Source organism: Neobacillus sp. WH10, from assembly GCF_030123405.1.
GTDB lineage: Bacteria > Bacillota > Bacilli > Bacillales > Cytobacillaceae > Neobacillus.
Window position 1 is genome coordinate 3506541 of sequence record NZ_CP126110.1, and the last position, 17475, is coordinate 3524015.

General features: G+C 38.1%; 20 protein-coding genes. 2 read left to right on the forward strand and 18 right to left on the reverse strand.

The window, feature by feature from the left end:
- Positions 1–297 precede the first annotated feature (297 nt).
- A complete protein-coding gene (locus QNH20_RS16805) occupies positions 298–534 on the forward strand; it encodes a hypothetical protein (protein ID WP_283919127.1) in 237 nt (78 codons plus the stop codon).
- A 625-nt stretch (positions 535–1159) separates the two neighbouring features.
- On the opposite strand, the gene QNH20_RS16810 is transcribed toward QNH20_RS16805, so the two are convergent.
- The 7 genes from QNH20_RS16810 to QNH20_RS16840 all read right to left on the reverse strand — a co-directional run bounded on the left by QNH20_RS16810 (position 1160) and on the right by QNH20_RS16840 (position 7477).
- On the reverse strand, positions 1160–1648 hold the full coding sequence (locus tag QNH20_RS16810) for a dihydrofolate reductase (protein WP_283919128.1): 489 nt from the start codon (positions 1646–1648) through the stop codon (positions 1160–1162).
- Complete coding sequence (locus tag QNH20_RS16815) at positions 1645–2439, reverse strand: thymidylate synthase (protein ID WP_283919129.1); 795 nt, start codon at positions 2437–2439, stop codon at positions 1645–1647. Before QNH20_RS16815 ends, QNH20_RS16810 begins: the two co-directional genes overlap by 4 nt.
- A 38-nt stretch (positions 2440–2477) precedes the next feature.
- Complete coding sequence (locus QNH20_RS16820; RefSeq protein WP_283919130.1) at positions 2478–3179, reverse strand: anthrax toxin lethal factor-related metalloendopeptidase; 702 nt, start codon at positions 3177–3179, stop codon at positions 2478–2480.
- Positions 3180–3317: 138 nt separating this feature from the next.
- A complete protein-coding gene (locus QNH20_RS16825; protein ID WP_283919131.1) occupies positions 3318–3896 on the reverse strand; it encodes a TerD family protein in 579 nt (192 codons plus the stop codon).
- Positions 3897–4061: 165 nt separating this feature from the next.
- Complete coding sequence (locus tag QNH20_RS16830; protein ID WP_283919132.1) at positions 4062–4679, reverse strand: TerD family protein; 618 nt, start codon at positions 4677–4679, stop codon at positions 4062–4064.
- A gap of 50 nt (positions 4680–4729) precedes the next feature.
- Positions 4730–5833 (reverse strand): toxic anion resistance protein, encoded by a 1104-nt coding sequence (locus QNH20_RS16835; protein ID WP_283919133.1) that lies wholly within the window; start codon positions 5831–5833, stop codon positions 4730–4732.
- Positions 5834–5836: 3 nt separating this feature from the next.
- Complete coding sequence (locus QNH20_RS16840) at positions 5837–7477, reverse strand: YceG family protein (RefSeq protein WP_283919134.1); 1641 nt, start codon at positions 7475–7477, stop codon at positions 5837–5839.
- Between the two features lie 215 nt (positions 7478–7692).
- On the opposite strand from QNH20_RS16840, the gene QNH20_RS16845 reads away from it, so the two are divergent.
- A complete protein-coding gene (locus QNH20_RS16845) occupies positions 7693–7938 on the forward strand; it encodes a hypothetical protein (RefSeq protein ID WP_283919135.1) in 246 nt (81 codons plus the stop codon).
- Here QNH20_RS16845 and QNH20_RS16850 read toward each other — a convergent pair.
- The 11 genes from QNH20_RS16850 to QNH20_RS16895 form a co-directional block, all read right to left on the reverse strand.
- Positions 7935–8747: an HAD family hydrolase gene (locus QNH20_RS16850; protein ID WP_283919136.1), complete on the reverse strand. Its 813-nt coding sequence runs from the start codon at positions 8745–8747 to the stop codon at positions 7935–7937. The genes QNH20_RS16845 and QNH20_RS16850 overlap by 4 nt on opposite strands.
- Positions 8744–9865 carry a cysteine protease StiP family protein gene (locus QNH20_RS16855; RefSeq protein WP_283919137.1) on the reverse strand — a complete coding sequence of 374 codons (1122 nt, stop codon included), beginning with the start codon at positions 9863–9865 and terminating at the stop codon, positions 8744–8746. Before QNH20_RS16855 ends, QNH20_RS16850 begins: the two co-directional genes overlap by 4 nt.
- A gap of 1 nt (position 9866) precedes the next feature.
- Positions 9867–11222 (reverse strand): phosphoribosyltransferase family protein, encoded by a 1356-nt coding sequence (locus QNH20_RS16860; RefSeq protein WP_283919138.1) that lies wholly within the window; start codon positions 11220–11222, stop codon positions 9867–9869.
- A complete protein-coding gene (locus tag QNH20_RS16865; RefSeq protein ID WP_283919139.1) occupies positions 11173–12360 on the reverse strand; it encodes an HpcH/HpaI aldolase/citrate lyase family protein in 1188 nt (395 codons plus the stop codon). Before QNH20_RS16865 ends, QNH20_RS16860 begins: the two co-directional genes overlap by 50 nt.
- Positions 12361–12462: 102 nt before the next feature.
- Positions 12463–13242 carry a TerC family protein gene (locus QNH20_RS16870; RefSeq protein ID WP_283919140.1) on the reverse strand — a complete coding sequence of 260 codons (780 nt, stop codon included), beginning with the start codon at positions 13240–13242 and terminating at the stop codon, positions 12463–12465.
- Between the two features lie 220 nt (positions 13243–13462).
- Positions 13463–14044 (reverse strand): TerD family protein, encoded by a 582-nt coding sequence (locus QNH20_RS16875; RefSeq protein ID WP_283919141.1) that lies wholly within the window; start codon positions 14042–14044, stop codon positions 13463–13465.
- Positions 14045–14149: 105 nt separating this feature from the next.
- Positions 14150–14743, reverse strand: coding sequence for a YpjP family protein (locus QNH20_RS16880; RefSeq protein WP_283919142.1), 594 nt, complete (start codon positions 14741–14743; stop codon positions 14150–14152).
- 195 nt (positions 14744–14938) lie between these two features.
- A complete protein-coding gene (locus QNH20_RS16885; RefSeq protein ID WP_481858100.1) occupies positions 14939–15802 on the reverse strand; it encodes an IS3 family transposase in 864 nt (287 codons plus the stop codon).
- Positions 15772–16116, reverse strand: coding sequence for a transposase (locus QNH20_RS27110; protein WP_481857984.1), 345 nt, complete (start codon positions 16114–16116; stop codon positions 15772–15774). The genes QNH20_RS16885 and QNH20_RS27110 overlap by 31 nt, the downstream gene beginning before the upstream one ends.
- Before the next feature lie 91 nt (positions 16117–16207).
- A complete protein-coding gene (locus QNH20_RS16890; protein WP_283919144.1) occupies positions 16208–16984 on the reverse strand; it encodes a class I SAM-dependent methyltransferase in 777 nt (258 codons plus the stop codon).
- A 53-nt stretch (positions 16985–17037) separates the two neighbouring features.
- Positions 17038–17472, reverse strand: a complete 435-nt coding sequence (locus QNH20_RS16895; protein ID WP_283919145.1) for a BrxA/BrxB family bacilliredoxin — start codon at positions 17470–17472, stop codon at positions 17038–17040.
- Positions 17473–17475 lie beyond the last annotated feature (3 nt).

The following is a 17475-nucleotide window of genomic DNA, read 5'->3' on the forward strand; positions in this document are numbered from 1 at the left end:
TATTTCTACTATGATTATAGTATTGAATAATGCTTTTGCGTTAATTATTTGTAATAATTCATAGTAATTTCACAAAATCCAATAAAATTTAAATTATAGTGATTTTTAGCATTTTCTTTTTTATTTATCTATCACTACTATAGTCAATTTAACAATTACTATTTCTAAAGTCAATCTCCAATTTGTTAATCAAATTTTTAAAATATTTTGACAACTGACTTTTTTTTGCATATAATTTGACCAATAGGAACATATACTAATGAAAATTATTAAACCGATGGATTGGATGTGATGAGGATGGAATTTTCACTGTGCAGTTTTGATGGAGCCCTCCCTGTTGAGGTTACAATTGATGATGACAACGGAAGATATACCATTCGTAAAAGCGACCGAAGTGGAGAATATTTCAATAGTCCGATTGAATTAATTGCCTGGGTGAAAACGCATTTCCGAGAGGAAGAATTTTGCCATCCACATGAATTCAGAGGTATGCTCGCTAAACTGGCAGAATACGAATTAAATGGTTCATATTGATATGTTAAGTATTAATTAGGAAAAGAAGTACCAGCAAAATCGTGAAGGGGTCCATTTTTAGGTGCAAAAGAGTTAAATAACATAGAAAATGGCGTGTAAAACTGCTTTCAGTTTTAGCACGCCATTTTTAATATTCATATGGACTAAATGACAATCATATTAAGGGTTCTCCTTATTTCAACTAAAGAACCAGGATCTTGCAAAAAGAGAATACATCTGATAATGGCATCAAATCATAATATTGATTTGCCTGTTGTTAGTCCGAATGCGAGGTAAATTCGGACAGGACTAGCACGATCTTGCCTTTCGTTGTCCGAATGCGAGCCTTATTCGGACAGGACTAGCAGGATATTTCCTTTCGTTGTCCGAATACGAGCCTTATTCGGACAGGACTAGCAGGATATTTCCTTTCGTTGTCCGAATACGAGCCTTATTCGGACAGGACTAGCAGGATATTGCCTTTGGTTGTCAGAATGCATGTCTTATTCAGTCAGGACAAGAGGAATTGATCCTTGGTTAAAAAAAATAGCGTGAGTCAATTCACACGCTATTTTTTGTGTCATTTTATACTAATGCATCCGAAGACGGAACCCTTTAACAAAATTGCCAGTGCTTCTTTCATGTGCTAAGATTTTCGATTATAAATCTTAAATTCATAATCGTAAGGATTTTTCTCATTCTTAATCCCTTTTTCTGTAGATGTAAGCACCCATTGAATTTGGTCAAATTCTGGAAAGAAGGTATCCCCAGCAAATGTTTCATGTATGTAGGTAATGTATAGACGATCTACATAAGGGAATGTTTCTTTAAAAATTTCTGCACCGCCGATGACAAACACTTCATCGTCCCGCTCACGGCAGTACTTTACAAACTGCTCCACCGAGTAAAAAACCGTACATTCTTCACATTTGTAGCCAGGCTGACGGGTAATGACGATATTTTCCCGTCCCGGTAGGACGCGACCAATCGATTCATGCGTTTTTCTTCCCATAGCTATTGGGTGACCCATTGTCACTCTTTTAAAAAACTTCAAGTCCTCTGGTAAATGCCATGGTAATTGATTATCCTTGCCGATGGCGCGATTTTCATCCATTGCAACGATAAATGAAATCATACACTGACAGCTCCTTTGATGTGAGGATGTGGATCATATCCTTCTAATGTAAAATCTTCATATTCAAAGGAGTAAATATCCTTTACATTTGGATTAATTTTCAAGATTGGCAAGACCTTTGGCTCTCTTTCCATTTGCAAATTTACTTGTTCAAGATGATTTTGATATATATGAACATCTCCAAATGTATGAATAAATTCTCCCGGCTTCAAATCACAAACCTGAGCAATCATCAAGGTTAACAGTGCATAGGAAGCAATATTAAAAGGAACACCTAAAAACACATCAGCCGATCGCTGGTAGAGCTGGCAGGAGAGCTTTCCGTCTGCCACAAAAAATTGGAACATACAATGACATGGAGGCAGCGCCATTTTGTCAATCTCGGCTACATTCCAGGCATTAACAAGCAATCTTCGTGAATTTGGATTTGTTTTAATTTGTTCAACTAATTCGCTGATTTGATCAACTGTATTCCCATCGACACCAGTCCAAGAACGCCATTGATGTCCATAGACAGGCCCTAATTCACCGTTCTCATCGGCCCACTCATTCCAAATCCGTACCCCATTCTCTTGCAAGTAACGGACATTTGTATCCCCTTTTAAGAACCAAAGCAACTCATAAATAATCGATTTTAGATGCAACTTTTTCGTTGTTAAGAGTGGAAAGCCTTCTTCTAAGTTAAATCTCATTTGATAACCAAAGGTACTGATGGTACCTGTTCCCGTCCGGTCTCCCTTAACATTTCCATTTTTAAGTACATGCTCACATAATTCTAAATATTGCTTCACTTCTTACACTCCTTTATTGCCATTCATATCTATTAATTTTAGTGAAGCTGTTTAATAAATTCAAATGTTTTCGGTGCTTTTCTGTGTAATAGTTCTTTTGTATCATTATTTAAAAAATACATCGCAAATGTCTCAGCAAAATATTCTTCAGGATATTGGAAATAATTGTTTCCGGGAAACAATTTCTCATGCTCTTTCTCCCAAACAAGCCGGAATTTCTTCGAACCGCTGATTTCCCCATACACATAGCGATCAATCGAATGTGCCAACTCATGTAGTTCTAAATTAACGGAGCCATGTCCTTTTCCTTTTTCACTTGAGCCAATTTTGGCGAGCACTACTTTGGAACCGCCGATGCCCGGAACATTCTCCCAGGTAATGTTTGTTTGATACCCTCTTGGAACTTGTCCTGCTAATTGTTTAGCTGTAGGATTATCTGTAAGTTTACCAGTAAAAAGCTTTACGCTTATACCATTATGGTTTATTTTTTCCAAAAGAGAGCTTGGTAAGGAAGCTATTCGTGTGATCATGGCGGCAGCTTCTTTTTGATCAAAAGATTGCTTTGGCAGGATAATAATATTATTTAACTGCTGTATCGACTTTTCATTTTTAATAGATTGGTAGAGAACTGAATTTAAAGGGTAATTTCCCAACATGATACCATCAAAAGAAGCCTGTGATGTTGTAATGGATGATACAAACAAACTAGCCATTAAAAACGCAACTACCCATTTCCTCATAGAAATTCCCCATTTATTTATATATTTAATAGTATAATAACATGGAAGAAAGTCAGAAAGATTAGAGCATTTACGGTAATAATGGAAAATAATACACAAAAAAATAGAAGCCGCCGAAACGGCAGCTTCAGTAAAAAATTATACTTCTAATCCAAAGTTACGGCAAAGGGCAGCTAAGCCTCCTGCGAAACCGCTTCCGACAGCGTTGAATTTCCAATCACCATTATGGCGATAAAGCTCACAAATGACGACAGCCGTCTCAACTGAAAAATCCTCGCCAAGGTCAAACCTTAAGACTTCACGATTCGTTTCTTCATCAACAAGACGAACAAATGCGTTAGAGACTTGACCAAAATTTTGGTTTCTAGCTTCTGCATCATGTATCGTTACCGTAATTGCGATCCGATGTACATGGGATGGAACTTTACTAAAGTCAATTTTGATTTGTTCGTCATCGCCGTCCCCTTCACCTGTCCGATTATCCCCAGTATGTTCGACCGCTCCTGATGAGTGGACTAAATTGTTATAAAAGATAAAATCGGAATCCTGGATTACTCTGCTGTTTGCATCTGTTAAAAAAGCGGAAGCATCCAAGTCAAAGTCATGACCGCCGTGGTAACGGTTCGTATCCCAGCCCAGGCCTGCAATGACTTTTGTTAATCCGGGATTCGTTTTGGTTAAATCAATTCTTTGTCCTTTTGCTAAGTTAATACCCAAATAGATCACCTCAATACGAGATTTTTTTATGTAAAAAGAAATTGATTACGAGTTTTACAAATGTCCAGCTTCAAAAGACTAAGCTTGGAAGCGTTACCCCGCACAAAGTGAAGCGTTAGCTTTTTCGAGGAGCGCCCAGCGGCTAGTGTACTTCTCTTTTCTTATTTAACTAAACGAACGAACAACTTCACTTAAGCTAGCTGAATTGGTACCGCTGCCGATTGCCGCAAACTTCCAATCATTACCATGGCGATAAATTTCACCTGTCACAAGGCATGTTAACCCGCTATAATTATCGGTTAAGTTGTAGTGGATTAACTCTTGATTGTTACTTGGATTCACAATTCTGATAAATGCATTTTGAATCATACCAAAGTGCTGTTTTCTTTTTATACAATCGTAGATATTTACAACGAAAACAAGCTTTTGGATATTGGACGGTACCCTATTTAAATCAACCATAATTTGCTCGTCATCGCCATCTCCATCACCAGTTAAGTTGTCTCCTGAGTGCTGGACACTGCCGTCATTACTTCTTAAGTTTCCAAAATAAATCACATCTTTATTGTTTTGCAGTTTGTCATTAGCACCTAACATAATCACGGAAGCATCACAATCAACGTTAGCTGCGCCACCGCCGCCAAACAAGCCGCCGAATAAGCCGCCGCCACCGCCACCGCCGCTTTTTACTGGATCCCAGCCCAAGCCTACCATGATTTTAGATAGTCCAGGGTTACTCTTCGTTAAATCAACTCTTTGTCCTTTTTGTAAATTAATCGCCATTCTAATCACTCCAATTAAGTAATTTTATTAGTATTTCAACTTTAAAGTAACTATGATTGTTTCAATTTTTTAAAATTGTCTTGAAGCTGTTCTAAACGTTTTGTACCCTCAATGCGAAGCCGCTTATTTTCTTCTTCAATCGCTCTCGTTTCCTGCATTCCTTTGATGATAATATTCCATGATTCTTCAATCGTCTCGATTTTAATGCTTGGACCACCGGCAAGCCTAGCGATATCAGTACTTTGCTGCGAGATGTTCTGTGCATTTTTTAACAGCATTTCATTTGTTCTTCGATCAAGCTCGCTCATGGAATCAGCAACAAGCTTTTGTCTTTTTGCTGCAACTGCTTGAATTAAGCCATTTTTAAAAATAGGGATCGTGGTAACAAAGGCAGAATTGATTTTTCCAATAAGCTTTGTATTCCCTCTTTGCAATAAACGAATTTGAGGCGCTGTCTGCAAGGAAACCATTTTAGCCATTTCTAAATCATAAACTCTCTGCTCCAGCAGTTCAATCGCATTCTTTAACGAGTCCAACTGCATAGATGCAAGCTGATCACCTGAAGCCACACGTTTTTCCAGCTGTGGCAGCTGATTATTCTTCAGGTCCTCCACCCTTAATTCGCCAGCAACAATATATTTTTCAAGCGTTAAATAGTATTGGTAGTTTTGTTCATACATTTGCTCAAGCATATTGGTCGCGTCGACCATTTCATGCTGATATTTTGAAATTTCTACATATACTTTATCAATTTCGGACCCCATTGTCTGATACTTTCCGAATAGCTTTTCAACCATTTTCTCGCCCTTTTTAAAGAGCTTTCCGAAAATGCCCCCTGAAGTCTTTTGAAAGTCCTTCGCATCAAATTTATCCATGATACGGCCAAGATGTTTAAGCAGCTCGCCCGAATCTTCCACTTTCGTCGACCGCATATTGCTTAAGATTTGATCAGAAAAACGTGAGATTTGTACGGCCGGCTCTTTCCCAAACTCCAGTATTTGAATTTGGTCGCGTTCATCAATCGTACGGGCTAAATTTTGAATTTCCGGTTCTTTGCGTAGTGCAAGTTTTATATCTGATACTTTTGTTTCCGTAAGGACATCATCAGCATTTGCAGGAGTTAAATCGCTGGATGGATTTGGTGTTAAATTCACTGGTTAATCTCCCCTTAAATTTTTTAAGATTCCTTGAAAAAGCCCTTTTTTGAAAAGTGATGGCTCTTTAAATTCTAGATCAAATACAACGTCATCAAGCCAGTGTTTATCAAATAATCTTTCATCAAGATAATTTTCGATATCATTGTGTCCGGGAGGATTATAAAGGATGATATCAATTCCAAATTGATTAAGAAGCAGCAACAGTGCTGCATCAGATCTTGAAAGTGGTCCAGTTACTTCATTATTGTAAATGATTAATTTCGGAACATCCTGGGAATAATCAAACCTCTCCATTAGTTGAATGATATTTTTAGGCATAAACATTGCCTGTGTAAACAGAAATATTTTTACATCTTCAGGACCTTCAATCGGCAAAGGCTTTAAACCCGGTTTTTCACAGATTCTCCTTACAGCATTGGCGATACCTTTTTGCAGGCCTGCTGCTAAAAAGGAATATGGCCAGTAGTGTGATTGCATTACTCTTTCAGGAACAATTAAGCCATCCTTACCAATTGCGTTTCGGTAATGAAAGCGAAAATCACTGTTGATTGGAATTGTATATGGAAGTTTTCGTATCAATAAACTATGTTCCAATTGACTAAGATATTGCAGTCGATCCCAGTATTCTTTACGATTTTTACTTACGCCCTGTACTTTGGCGAAAATCGTTGGGATTTTAACTTGTCCGCTTCCGACCTCAAAATCCGGACGAATCATCGCAATTTCTTTACTTAAAATATAAAGCTCATCGTAGGTCGTTTTCAATGTTATCGAGGAAGGCGTATAATCCCTTAATTGCCATGGTTTGTAGAGCCCAGAACCTTCCTGGTTTAAAATAGTCTCAATCTCTTTTGATGCCCGATAGGCAACTGTTGTTTTCCTGCTGCGCTTTTCTGTAGGAAACGGCTCAGCTGGCTGTTTATTTTGGAATTGATGAGTGAATATTGGTTCATCCATCAGACCCGCTAACAGATCATTGCCCTCTGGATGGAAAGTGACAATGTCACACCCAAGCATTATTAAATAATATAAAAAATATTGATGGCTTTTCTTAAAGTCTCCGTACCACAAAAATTTCGGCATCGTTTTTTGCGGGTCGGCATTCTCCAATTGTGGTTGTAAATGGTTAATGGACCACTTAACAAGATCCACAAGAATCCGCCTTAGTTCAGGATTTTTTAGCCCTGCAGGCTCCAGCTTTGAAAACAACTCAAGTGTGGCAATCATCGCTTCTCTAAGCTTTCGATGGATTACTGGCATGTTTGACTTCAACAAAAGCTGCTCTCCATCGAGAAATGCTGTGAACCGGTTAATGGACAACTTCTGTTCATTATTAATATTGATCACTCTTTGAATAGATTGGAAGTGAGCGTTATTGATGGTTTTATCAAGTGACTCTTCACTAAGAAGCTGTAGATTCCATTCCTTATTATTGACGTAATCAAATAACTGGTTATAATATTCATCCGTGTCAATTGGTATTCCGAGAAACTTCCCAAGGATTTGCCCAATTTGAATAGCCCCATTTTCTACAGAATAATTCGGCCGTTCCGGCAGCATTTTTTTTAGCAAGCCGTGCCAATTTTCATATGAGAGGGAGCCTATAGGACGGACGTTTAACTGATTTAATGGTGGATACATTCATAATCCCTTCCCTCTAAAAGCGAAAGCTTTCTTTTACGTTTAGTAAATTATGTAAGGTTTCCTTATCATCATAACACAGTTAATTAATTGGTTCATTTTTTTATACGAAAGTCATGCAAAAATGTTTCAACATTTTTGGCCGTTTCGTCATTTTTCACCTTTTCCCATGTCCATACATACTATTGAATACGACATTAAAGTAGGTGACTCGAATGAGATTTTTATATAAGCGGCCAAGAATCGAAAACGTTCGTGAAGAATTAAATACTCTTATGGAATTGATGGTTTCAGATCTTTTTGTTTATCTGGATTTATTTGTGTTCAGCCTTATCTTTACGATGCTGCTTTCCCCTGTAATAAAATCATTAGCCCTATCTATACTATTCTTTTTAGCTAGCTATTGTTTATTTTCAAGCCTTTACTATTTTCTACTTAGCCGATTCAAGGAAAATAGTTAGATTTTGAGAGGTATTAGTTTCAGAAACTGATGGAGAATCTCTTCTCCCGCGGTTACACCATGTTTTTTTGTGAGAATATAGTTTTTGGTACCTGACACCTTTCCTATCACTTTTGTAAGTTCTCCGTGGTTTGGAACGAATCGATATTGGCAATTCTGCAGAAAGTCCCAATCGAGGACGGAGTCCCCTGCACCCGCAATCGCTTTCACACCTTCTTGGTTACAAATATATTCAAGTGCACTTCCTTTACTAATCGCTTGCGGTATAAAGTAAAGCTTTCTTCCCTGTAAGGAAATCCTCCAGCCATATTTTGCAGCAAATACATCAATCGAGTCTTTTTCGGAAGGAGCTGGCAGGCAATTTAAAATGTAATAGAAAAACAGATTCTCTGCCTGTTTCTTTACCCCATCAAGATGAAAACCTTCCTGATGCAAACATGCTAATAATTCAGCTTGAGAAGCCGACTCTGTGTGCAAACGATTATGAATATGATTCGACCATTCCTTGAGAGGCACCCCTCGATAGAGAATAGTGGCACCATTTGATGTAATCGCATATTTAATCTTAATCTCCTGATCAAAAATGACGAATCGATTAAATTGTTCGGTTGTCCTCGTTGTTACCGGTACGAATAAACTTTGAAAAGAAAGCTCTTTTAAGGTAAGATAGGCTGCTTCTGTCATATAGGCCACCCAGCGGCCATCCTTTTTTTCAACGGGTTTAAGCATGGAGTCTTTTGGTTCCCCAAGCTCTTCTATTGCTCTGCTAGAATACATCAATGTACGGTCAAGGTCAGATGCAAATATCATTTTTGTATCTCCTTTACCGATTTAATCAAGCCGCAGCACAAATACTTCATATCAGGATAATTCACTACTTCGACACCTTTTTCTTCTGCAAGCATGAGGATATGTTTAACAAAGGGACTTGAAAGGTCACGCAATAAAATCTTCCAAGGAACCCTGCGAAGAAGAACCCTCGTAGTCTCACCGACTCCAGGCTTAATATAATGGGTACTTTCAATCGCAAATTCTTCTAGAATTTTCTTTACTTCTGCCATCCCTAAAAATCCTGTTTCTATTTCATTATGAATTTTTCGTGACGCGGTTGCCGCTGCCAATTCCCATATTGTCAGAAACTCATTAGTAATTACATCAATAAAGTCATTCGAAACATCCTCAGCAAACAAATTTCGGTAATATTTAGCACCATGAAAATCATGTTTGCCAATATATGTATCATTTAAAACTGTCCGGCTTACGAGCCCTGAAACAGTAGAGTTTAAACAAGCACTTGGAATTAAAAAATCCTCTCTTGTACCAAATAAGGTGGTACAGTAACCGGGATCTGCAATGACAGCAAGTGTGTCATCCAGCGGAATCCCGAATTTTTGTTCAAAGTCCTTACAGGCCTTTGTTAATTCAATTGAGATGGCTCCTTTTCCTGTCCAGCCGTCAACAAATTGAATGTTACCATCAGGATGCTTACTGCAAATATAATGAATCGCATTTTCGTCAATTCCGCGATCACGGATGATAGAAACGCTATAATGCGGTAAAGTAACGTTGTAACGCATTTTAATATATCTTTTGATTAATATCCCTACAGGTGTACCTGCTCGTGCCAGTGAAACAAGGGTGGCGTTTTTCCCCTTTAATTGGTAGATTTGTTCTGCGACAATTCCTACACACAAAGCCACTTTATGTTTGTATTCATGCAGCGTTTTCCAGAACAATTCCACATACTCTCTTGGAGGCTGGTACTCAATCGGTAAGGATTCACAATAATGTCCACCCGATTGGATCTTCGACTCTCGATTAATAGCAGAATCCTCCAGTTTTACCTCGCTTAGATCCTTTAGTAAAAAAAGCACATCGTTTTCATGATAGCTTCCGATATTTGCCGGTTTGTTGGCTGCTTTTTGCATATTACTCACCTCTAACCTTTGAAAAAAAGACAATCTTTATTGATTTAATTGCAGCTTTCCCTAGTTCTTTCAGCAATGGTTCCAGCTTCTCAAGTTCCACTTCTCTTTCGAAAAAGATAAATACTTCATCGTAATGACCTGGTGGAATATTATAAACAAAGTGAGAAACCACATGATCCTCGGGATTTGGAAAGCTCATGCCAAATCTTGCCCCATATCCCTCTTTGTTTTCGATATGGATTGGGCTTCTCGTGGTTGATTGATAAAAAACACCACTGCCCATTTCAGAAGCGATTTTCATTGGCAAGTACATAAACTCACCGGTTCCAAGGCAGAGTGTTTTTTTTCCGGTTCGTTTTTCCTTTAAGAACGTGGCAGAGGCAGAAACTCTTTTATGTAGAGAAGAATTTTCAATGCTCCGCAAGCCGAAACGTCCTGTTCCTCCAATAAATCCTGACTTGTTTTCAAGATTTGCAGAAAAATAGCTTGTGGCAGTAAAGAAGGATGATAGCTGAACTATTTCTACTTTCGGCTCCCCAAGATCGATCGATTCATTTTTTTCAGATTGTTTCTCAATTTCTTTTATTTGCCTCACCTGTACAATACCAGATAACAGGCTGACTACATGTATTTTTATCCCGAGCAATTGCTCTAGCTGTGAAAATTTTAGTTTATGTTCGTGGGACCGCCAATCCAAAATACTTACTACTGTATATTCCCTCCTTGGAAATTTAGCATGAATAGATTGGATGATGTTTAACGCCGTTTTTCCAGTTGTCATTTCATCGTCAACCAGAATGATTTCACGTTTATTTTGAATCATATCTAATGGAATAAAACATCGGTGTGATGTAGCATGGGAATGTTCTTCTTCAAAAGTTATTTCCGGATTTTCATACATGAGTTCTTCCCTCGTAGTATGAAAGTACTCGACAGATTGAAAACAATCAAAGAAGGCATGCCCGAGAGCAGTTGCCGTTTCAGCAAAACCAATTATTACCGGATTAATGTTAATAGGAATAAAGGCATGGGCGGTAAAAGATCCACTCCCATGAAACGTGGACAACAGACTTTCCTTCTCCATACAGTCCAAGCCCTTAATAGTTTCTACATATCTAGCAGCTAAAAGGGCTGCTGTTAACAGCCCTTTATTTGGATCAATTGGCAAATGCTTGCCTAACACTTTACTGACAAACAAAAATGAGCGCTTTTTATTAATTCGTGCTGCCATCGTAAACAGCTCTTCAATTGGTATATCAAATGGATTTACGGTTACCTCTATCTCCGTTTCTATGGAATCAAGGATATTAAACGTATACTTCTTTTTTAATAAGGTCGATGTTTGTGAATTCTTCATGTAACACCCCGTAAAGCTGTGATTTTAAGAGAATTTTCTTAGCCCAATAATAATGGGGCTTAATTTCATTCATTTTATTCGCAAACTTACTCTTCATAACCCCTATATCCCCAGTAGCCGCTTTTACGATATTACAGGCATCCATGTATTCCTCATAGGAAACTACATTAAGGGCTTGGACAATTTTAATATGCGAAGGATGGATAATTGTCTTTCCTGTTAAACCATTGGCAATATCCATTAGTATCTCGCGGAATAAACCATCCATATTTTCGTCAATTAATTTTGCTCTCCATTTCAACCCTTCATCTCCATACCGTTCACGGAATGGAGTTTGCCGAAGCTGAGGCTTTAACATCCTTTCTTTTGTTGAAAAATATTCCCAAACAGGACCGGATACTACATATGGACTATCAAACCGTTGGAAGACATTGATAATGTCTGAGATACAATCTCTTAAAACAGCAATCTCATATACTGTTGTGTCTGCACTCCTACGGATCCCATATATGCCGCAAAAGTCCGTCGCCCCTATCCGAACATTCAGAATATGTTCCTTATACAGATCGAGAAGCTGCTTAATTTTCATCAACTCTTCTATTCTGGTTTCTTTCTGGATCACACTTGCTGATTCTAAGATTGGCATCGCATAAAATGGATGCTCTACCGAGTGAACCTGACGAACCAGTTCTAAGAATTTTTCTCCATCTTCGGCGCTAAACTTTGGCAGAACTACCCCTGTCAGAAGCTTAGTGGCGTCCTCTAATTGTTCAGTCACCCGTTTCAATTGCTCGAGGCTGCGAATCCGGATAAACATGAGCGGTAAATCGCCAAAACCTAAAAATCCTTTTTTAACTTCTTCATATAACTTTAACAATTCCAAGATAAGAAGTGATTCGGCTTTATTAACTTCCTTATCGCCAACAGCATCTTCCAAATCAATGACAAGGGAGGTTAAACCTTCGTGTTTTTTAGAAAGAATATCCTGGTGGATATTTGGCCGGGTAGCAGGCATATAGAGTGTAGCACCTAAACCATATGACAAAAGCTCACGGTTTGAATACTTCGTAAATGGTTGTGGTTTTTGAAAGAAATACCGCTCAATTTCATCCTTATAAAAATATGTAAAAAACTCCATAAACAGGTTCTCCTCTTTTAAAGTAGTAGAAAATGACTACCTATCGGCTAAAAAATAGAGGAGACGGACTCTCGTCAGCTCCCCATTTTTTGTAAACTATTATTAATTGGTTTCTTTACTGCCTTCTTTTTTCTTATTCATAAAGTGAACAATAAAGGTAGCTGCAAATGTCACTAATAGAATGATAAAGAATGTCACATGTCCCATATCAATTCCACCTACAGCAAGAAGCATTTTTGCGGCAATGATTAGGATTAATATATAGGCTGTTGTTTCCAGCTCAGGTACACGATCGATTAAGGTCAGGAATACACCTGCAACACCACGCATCATTAACACACCCAGCATACCGCCGATTAATAAAACCCAAATCTCTTCACTAACACCAAAGGCTGCAAGAACGCTGTCAACAGAGAACGCAACATCCATCAATTCGACGGCTACAACTGTACCCCAGAAGGTTCCAAATAACCGAATCAGTAATCCACTTTGGTTCATTCCTTTAGCTTCTTCTTCATCTTCCTCTTTTCCAGCTGCTTTACGTTTATCGATGAAGTACTTGATAGACAACCAAGCTAGGTATGCTGCACCTAAGATTTTTACCCACCAAAGTTTAATTAATAAAACACCAACTCCGATTGCAATGAAACGGAATACATATGCACCTAATAATCCATAGAATAGAGCTTTTTTCCGTTTTTCAAGTGGTAAGTGTTTAACCATAACCGCCAATACAAGTGCATTATCAGCAGAAAGTAAGCCTTCTAGAATAACCAAGGAACCAATCAGCCCCCAGCTTACCGGGTCTGTTAATACTTCAACCCACATTTCCCAATTGAAAAACTGGGCATAAGTATCCAAAATATGTTGTAAAACCGACATTAATAGTATTCCTCCTAGATTGTCTCCATTTTTTCAATAGGAAAGTATAACTTTCCTTCAAGCATAAGTGCGCTATGAAAAGCTACGAAGCATAAGCATCGCAGTCGAAAAGCTGTGCTTTTCGACAACCCTTGCACTGCCTTCACCATTTGGGACTTGCCAATCGGCGTGTATTCTTATAAAAAGACCCATTCGAGTGGGTCTTAATATGTTCTATTTATTAAGCAATTGATAAACCAAAGTCCGTTGCTAATGCAGCTAACCCGCCTTGATAACCACTGCCAATCGCACTGAATTTCCATTCCCCATTATGACGATACAATTCGCCGACCACAATCGCAGTTTCAATTGAGAAGTCTTCACCTAGGTCATAACGAATAAGTTCTTCACCTGTAGCTTCATTGAAGATCCTTGCGTATGCATTTGAAACTTGGCCAAAGTTTTGATTTCTACTATCAGCATCATGGATGGTAATGGTAAAAGCAATCCGCTGAACGTTTGCTGGAACTGATGTTAGGTTAATTTTTACTTGTTCATCATCACCATCACCATCACCTGTGCGATTGTCTCCGGTATGTACGACAGCACCATTCGCTCCTTGGGGATTATTGTAAAAAACAAAGTCCGTTTCATTCGATACTTTTCCATTCTCCCCTAATAGAAAAACGGATGAATCTAAGTCAAAATCATGTCCGCCATCATATTTATTTGTGTCCCAGCCAAGTCCAACAACAACATTTGTCAGCCCTGGATTTGTTTTTGTTAAATCAACTTTTTGACCTTTTGATAAACTAACTGCCATTTTTTCATTCCTCCAATTTTGTTAATAGTCTATTTACGAGCTTCTCTTAAAAAGGTTTCATTTTATTATAATAAATTTTTTCGTTGCCAATTCACAATCACAACACTAACTCATCCATTTTGGTGGTGTATTTTTATCCCAATAAATCGATCCAAGATCATGATGGCTTTGGAAATTATCATAGTAGGTATGGTAATGAAAATTAAACCAGTATCCTTCTTTTGGTGGATTATCCCTTCTGACATGGAAACGTAAGATATCTTTTCCTGTATCACCATTTTTTATATTAAATATTTTCTCGGAATGCCCAGCGCTAGGCTGTTCGGTAATCGTTAGATTTTTAACATCTTCCTCTGGAAACTGGGAAGCTGTTTCATCTAGTGCTTTTTCAATATTCGGCAGAATAATTTCACGAAATTCATTTTCAATCACAGGCTTAATTCTTGTGCCAAATTTTTGATAGGACTGAATTTCTGCCTGATTCATTAGCTCTTCCATAAACTGATCTCTGTTAAACTCTGATTCTTCTATAAATCTATTCTTTTGGGTGAAACTATTTTCTGCTGCAGTAGCTTCAAAGGCATCTCGATCTTGAAGATTCTCAGCATTTACCGAGTTCATTAATTGTGTTGGTGTTACAAGGCCGAATGTTAATATTGAAACCATAATAAACAACGATTTTCGAAGCCACTTGTTCATATCTAAATCACACCTTTATTCTATCGATTTAAATTAAGTTTCTTACAAAATATTATACTTCTTTTTTAGAAAAAATGGAAAAAACAGTTTAACTATTTTCGAAATTTTCTTTTTCTTAATAGTATATTCCATGAAATAAAAAAAACTGAAAGCATATGGTGGTCTTACCCCTGTCAAGTAGACAACATAAAAAAGCTAAGCTGCCAACGCGTGTCGATATTCAATCGGCGCGCGTTGTTTTAGTTTCTTTTGAATACGTTTGTAATTGTAATGATAAATATAATCCTCAATCGCTTGTCGTATCTCCACTTCTGATTTACACTGTTCAATATACAACTTCTCTGTTTTGAGATGCGAAAAGAAGGATTCAATGCAAGCATTATCCAGGCAGTTTCCTTTGCGAGAGTGGCTGCCCTTAATGCTGTATGCTTCTAATCGATTGTTGTATCCCTTAGACGTATACTGAAAGCCTTGATCCGAATGGAGAACAGCTTCAGCTACGTCTTTTTTCTTTGTCCATATTTCTACTGTATTCAAAACAAGTTCAAGGTCGTTTCGTTTCGAAAGTTCCCATGACACAATCTCATTATTAAATAGATCTTGAATTACCGATAGGTAATAGAATTGCTTACCATCTGAGACATATGTTATATCCGTTACCATTTTTTGATTAGGTCCTGTTGCCTTAAATTTTCTCTTTAGGCGATTCGGATGGATTACGGATGGAGTATGACCATGGCGCTTTCTTTTCTTTCGGATGACAGACTGGATGTTCATTTCTTTCATCAATCGGTACACCTTTTTATGATTAATCTTATAATCATTTTCCTTTAACAAATAGGTCATACGAGGGCAGCCAACTTCGGGATGAAGTATATGAATGCCCATCATGTGTTCACATATATCTTGGTCTTGTTTTGTTCTTTCATCGCGTTTAAATTGAGTGGACCTCCATTTATAGTAGCTTGCTCTTTTAATATAAGCGATTTCCAATAACCATGTGATTGGATAGACATCCCTTAATCCTTCTATGATTTCATACTTGCTCTGTTGGGGGATTTCTCCTCCTTTACTAGATTTGGATACTGCTTTTTTAAATAATCCACCTGTGCCTTTAGGTAATCTCTTTCTTCTTCTACTGACTTAAAATTAGTACAAGGTCGACCTTTTAATGGATTAGACACTCCACTTCGTTCTTCAAATTTCTCTCCCTTTTCCCACTTCTTTACCCACACTTTTAGTTGAGTACAGTTTAAAATTCCTAACTCATCCGCCAATACTTTATAACTTTTAGATCCTTTTACATATTTCATTACAGCATTTAATTTAAATTCATTTGTATACCTTTGAAATTGTTGTCCTTTTTTAGCCATAGAAATATCCCCTCCAAGTATTAGTGTAACACCCACGCTATACACATGGGTTTTTTACACTGTCTACTTAAAGGGGATAATATCATGGCGATCAGTTTTTTTCTATAAAACCAAAATGAAATTTAGCTGTTTTTCGGCGATTGACTTGAAAACAATATTTTTCGAACCGCTTGCTTTTATAATGATCTTTCATGATTACCCGAATTTTCGCCACCCTCATCGCTTCTTTTATTGTTTCCTCTGTTAAATCGTCATGAATGGCAAATTGGCCTAACCCCTTTATTCCGTTTGATTCAAGGACAGTTTCTTCAAACATCGGATCAAAATAAATGCAGTCCACAGCTTCATCCGGTTGTCTTTTCAAGAAATCAAGGGCGGTGGTATGAATAACTGAAATTCTTTTCATTGCCTCATTCATACTAGGAAGCCCTGAATCCCATTCTTTAAGACCTTCCTGTACGACATATGCGAGGTATTTTTGTCCTTCGATTCCGGTCACATGCCCTTCCTTACCAACAAGGTAGCTTGCGACAATCGCATCAGAGGCGAGGCCTAATGTGCAATCAAGGACAGTCATTCCGCTGGACAGCTGTGCTGCATCTGCAAAGGGGTCGTGTTCCCCGTTTAACAGTCTTTTAATACGAAACATCGCTGAGTTGGGGTGAAAAAAGAATGGCAGTGGGCTGCCTTTTTCAAAGAGCTCCAATCGTTCTTTTCCGACAACAAGACAGTCACGATTTGTTTTTTCTTTCAGTTGGTTAATTGATTTCTTTTTTCGGGGCAGATATGGTACCTCTAAATTTGCTGCTATTTCAATGGCCTTATTGATCATTTGTTGATTTGTTCGGCCGGCAGTTGTAACAAACATGCTATCATCCCATTATCTTTTTTAAATAGAAAAGGACGTCTGATGACATCCTTTTAGCAATGAGCTTCAAATGCTCCCATTAAATTTTGCATAACCGTTTCCATTGACATCCCTTCAATATCGTGGCGGGGAATGAAGTGGACAACTTTTTTATCCTTTAACAGCGCCATCGATGGTGACGATGGTTCAATACCTGCGAAATACTCGCGCATTTTGGCGGTTGCATCTTTATCCTGACCGGCAAAAACTGTTACTAGATGGTTTGGCTTTTTCTCGCTATTTAATACGGCTTGTGTGGCAGCAGGACGTGCAAGACCAGCGGCACATCCGCATACGGAATTCACAACGACAAGTGCAGTCCCGTTTGTCTGCTCCATAAAATTCTCAACGTCTTCTGCAGTTGTCAGCTCTACGAAGCCTGATCTTGTTAGCTCCTCGCGCATTGGTAACACCATTTGTTTCATATATTCTTCATAAGCATTTGACATCTC

Coding starts and splice junctions, on each gene's coding strand:
- QNH20_RS16890 (WP_283919144.1), bottom strand. CDS start 16,984: ATGTTTGTTACAACTGCCGGCCGAACAAATCAACAAATGATCAATAAG.
- QNH20_RS16855 (WP_283919137.1), bottom strand. CDS start 9,865: ATGCAAAAAGCAGCCAACAAACCGGCAAATATCGGAAGCTATCATGAA.
- QNH20_RS16830 (WP_283919132.1), bottom strand. CDS start 4,679: ATGGCGATTAATTTACAAAAAGGACAAAGAGTTGATTTAACGAAGAGT.
- QNH20_RS16805 (WP_283919127.1), top strand. CDS start 298: ATGGAATTTTCACTGTGCAGTTTTGATGGAGCCCTCCCTGTTGAGGTT.
- QNH20_RS16870 (WP_283919140.1), bottom strand. CDS start 13,242: ATGTCGGTTTTACAACATATTTTGGATACTTATGCCCAGTTTTTCAAT.
- QNH20_RS16840 (WP_283919134.1), bottom strand. CDS start 7,477: ATGTATCCACCATTAAATCAGTTAAACGTCCGTCCTATAGGCTCCCTC.
- QNH20_RS16880 (WP_283919142.1), bottom strand. CDS start 14,743: ATGAACAAGTGGCTTCGAAAATCGTTGTTTATTATGGTTTCAATATTA.
- QNH20_RS16875 (WP_283919141.1), bottom strand. CDS start 14,044: ATGGCAGTTAGTTTATCAAAAGGTCAAAAAGTTGATTTAACAAAAACA.
- QNH20_RS16810 (WP_283919128.1), bottom strand. CDS start 1,648: ATGATTTCATTTATCGTTGCAATGGATGAAAATCGCGCCATCGGCAAG.
- QNH20_RS16820 (WP_283919130.1), bottom strand. CDS start 3,179: ATGAGGAAATGGGTAGTTGCGTTTTTAATGGCTAGTTTGTTTGTATCA.
- QNH20_RS16850 (WP_283919136.1), bottom strand. CDS start 8,747: ATGATATTTGCATCTGACCTTGACCGTACATTGATGTATTCTAGCAGA.
- QNH20_RS27110 (WP_481857984.1), bottom strand. CDS start 16,116: ATGGCTAAAAAAGGACAACAATTTCAAAGGTATACAAATGAATTTAAA.
- QNH20_RS16845 (WP_283919135.1), top strand. CDS start 7,693: ATGAGATTTTTATATAAGCGGCCAAGAATCGAAAACGTTCGTGAAGAA.
- QNH20_RS16865 (WP_283919139.1), bottom strand. CDS start 12,360: ATGGAGTTTTTTACATATTTTTATAAGGATGAAATTGAGCGGTATTTC.
- QNH20_RS16860 (WP_283919138.1), bottom strand. CDS start 11,222: ATGAAGAATTCACAAACATCGACCTTATTAAAAAAGAAGTATACGTTT.
- QNH20_RS16895 (WP_283919145.1), bottom strand. CDS start 17,472: ATGTCAAATGCTTATGAAGAATATATGAAACAAATGGTGTTACCAATG.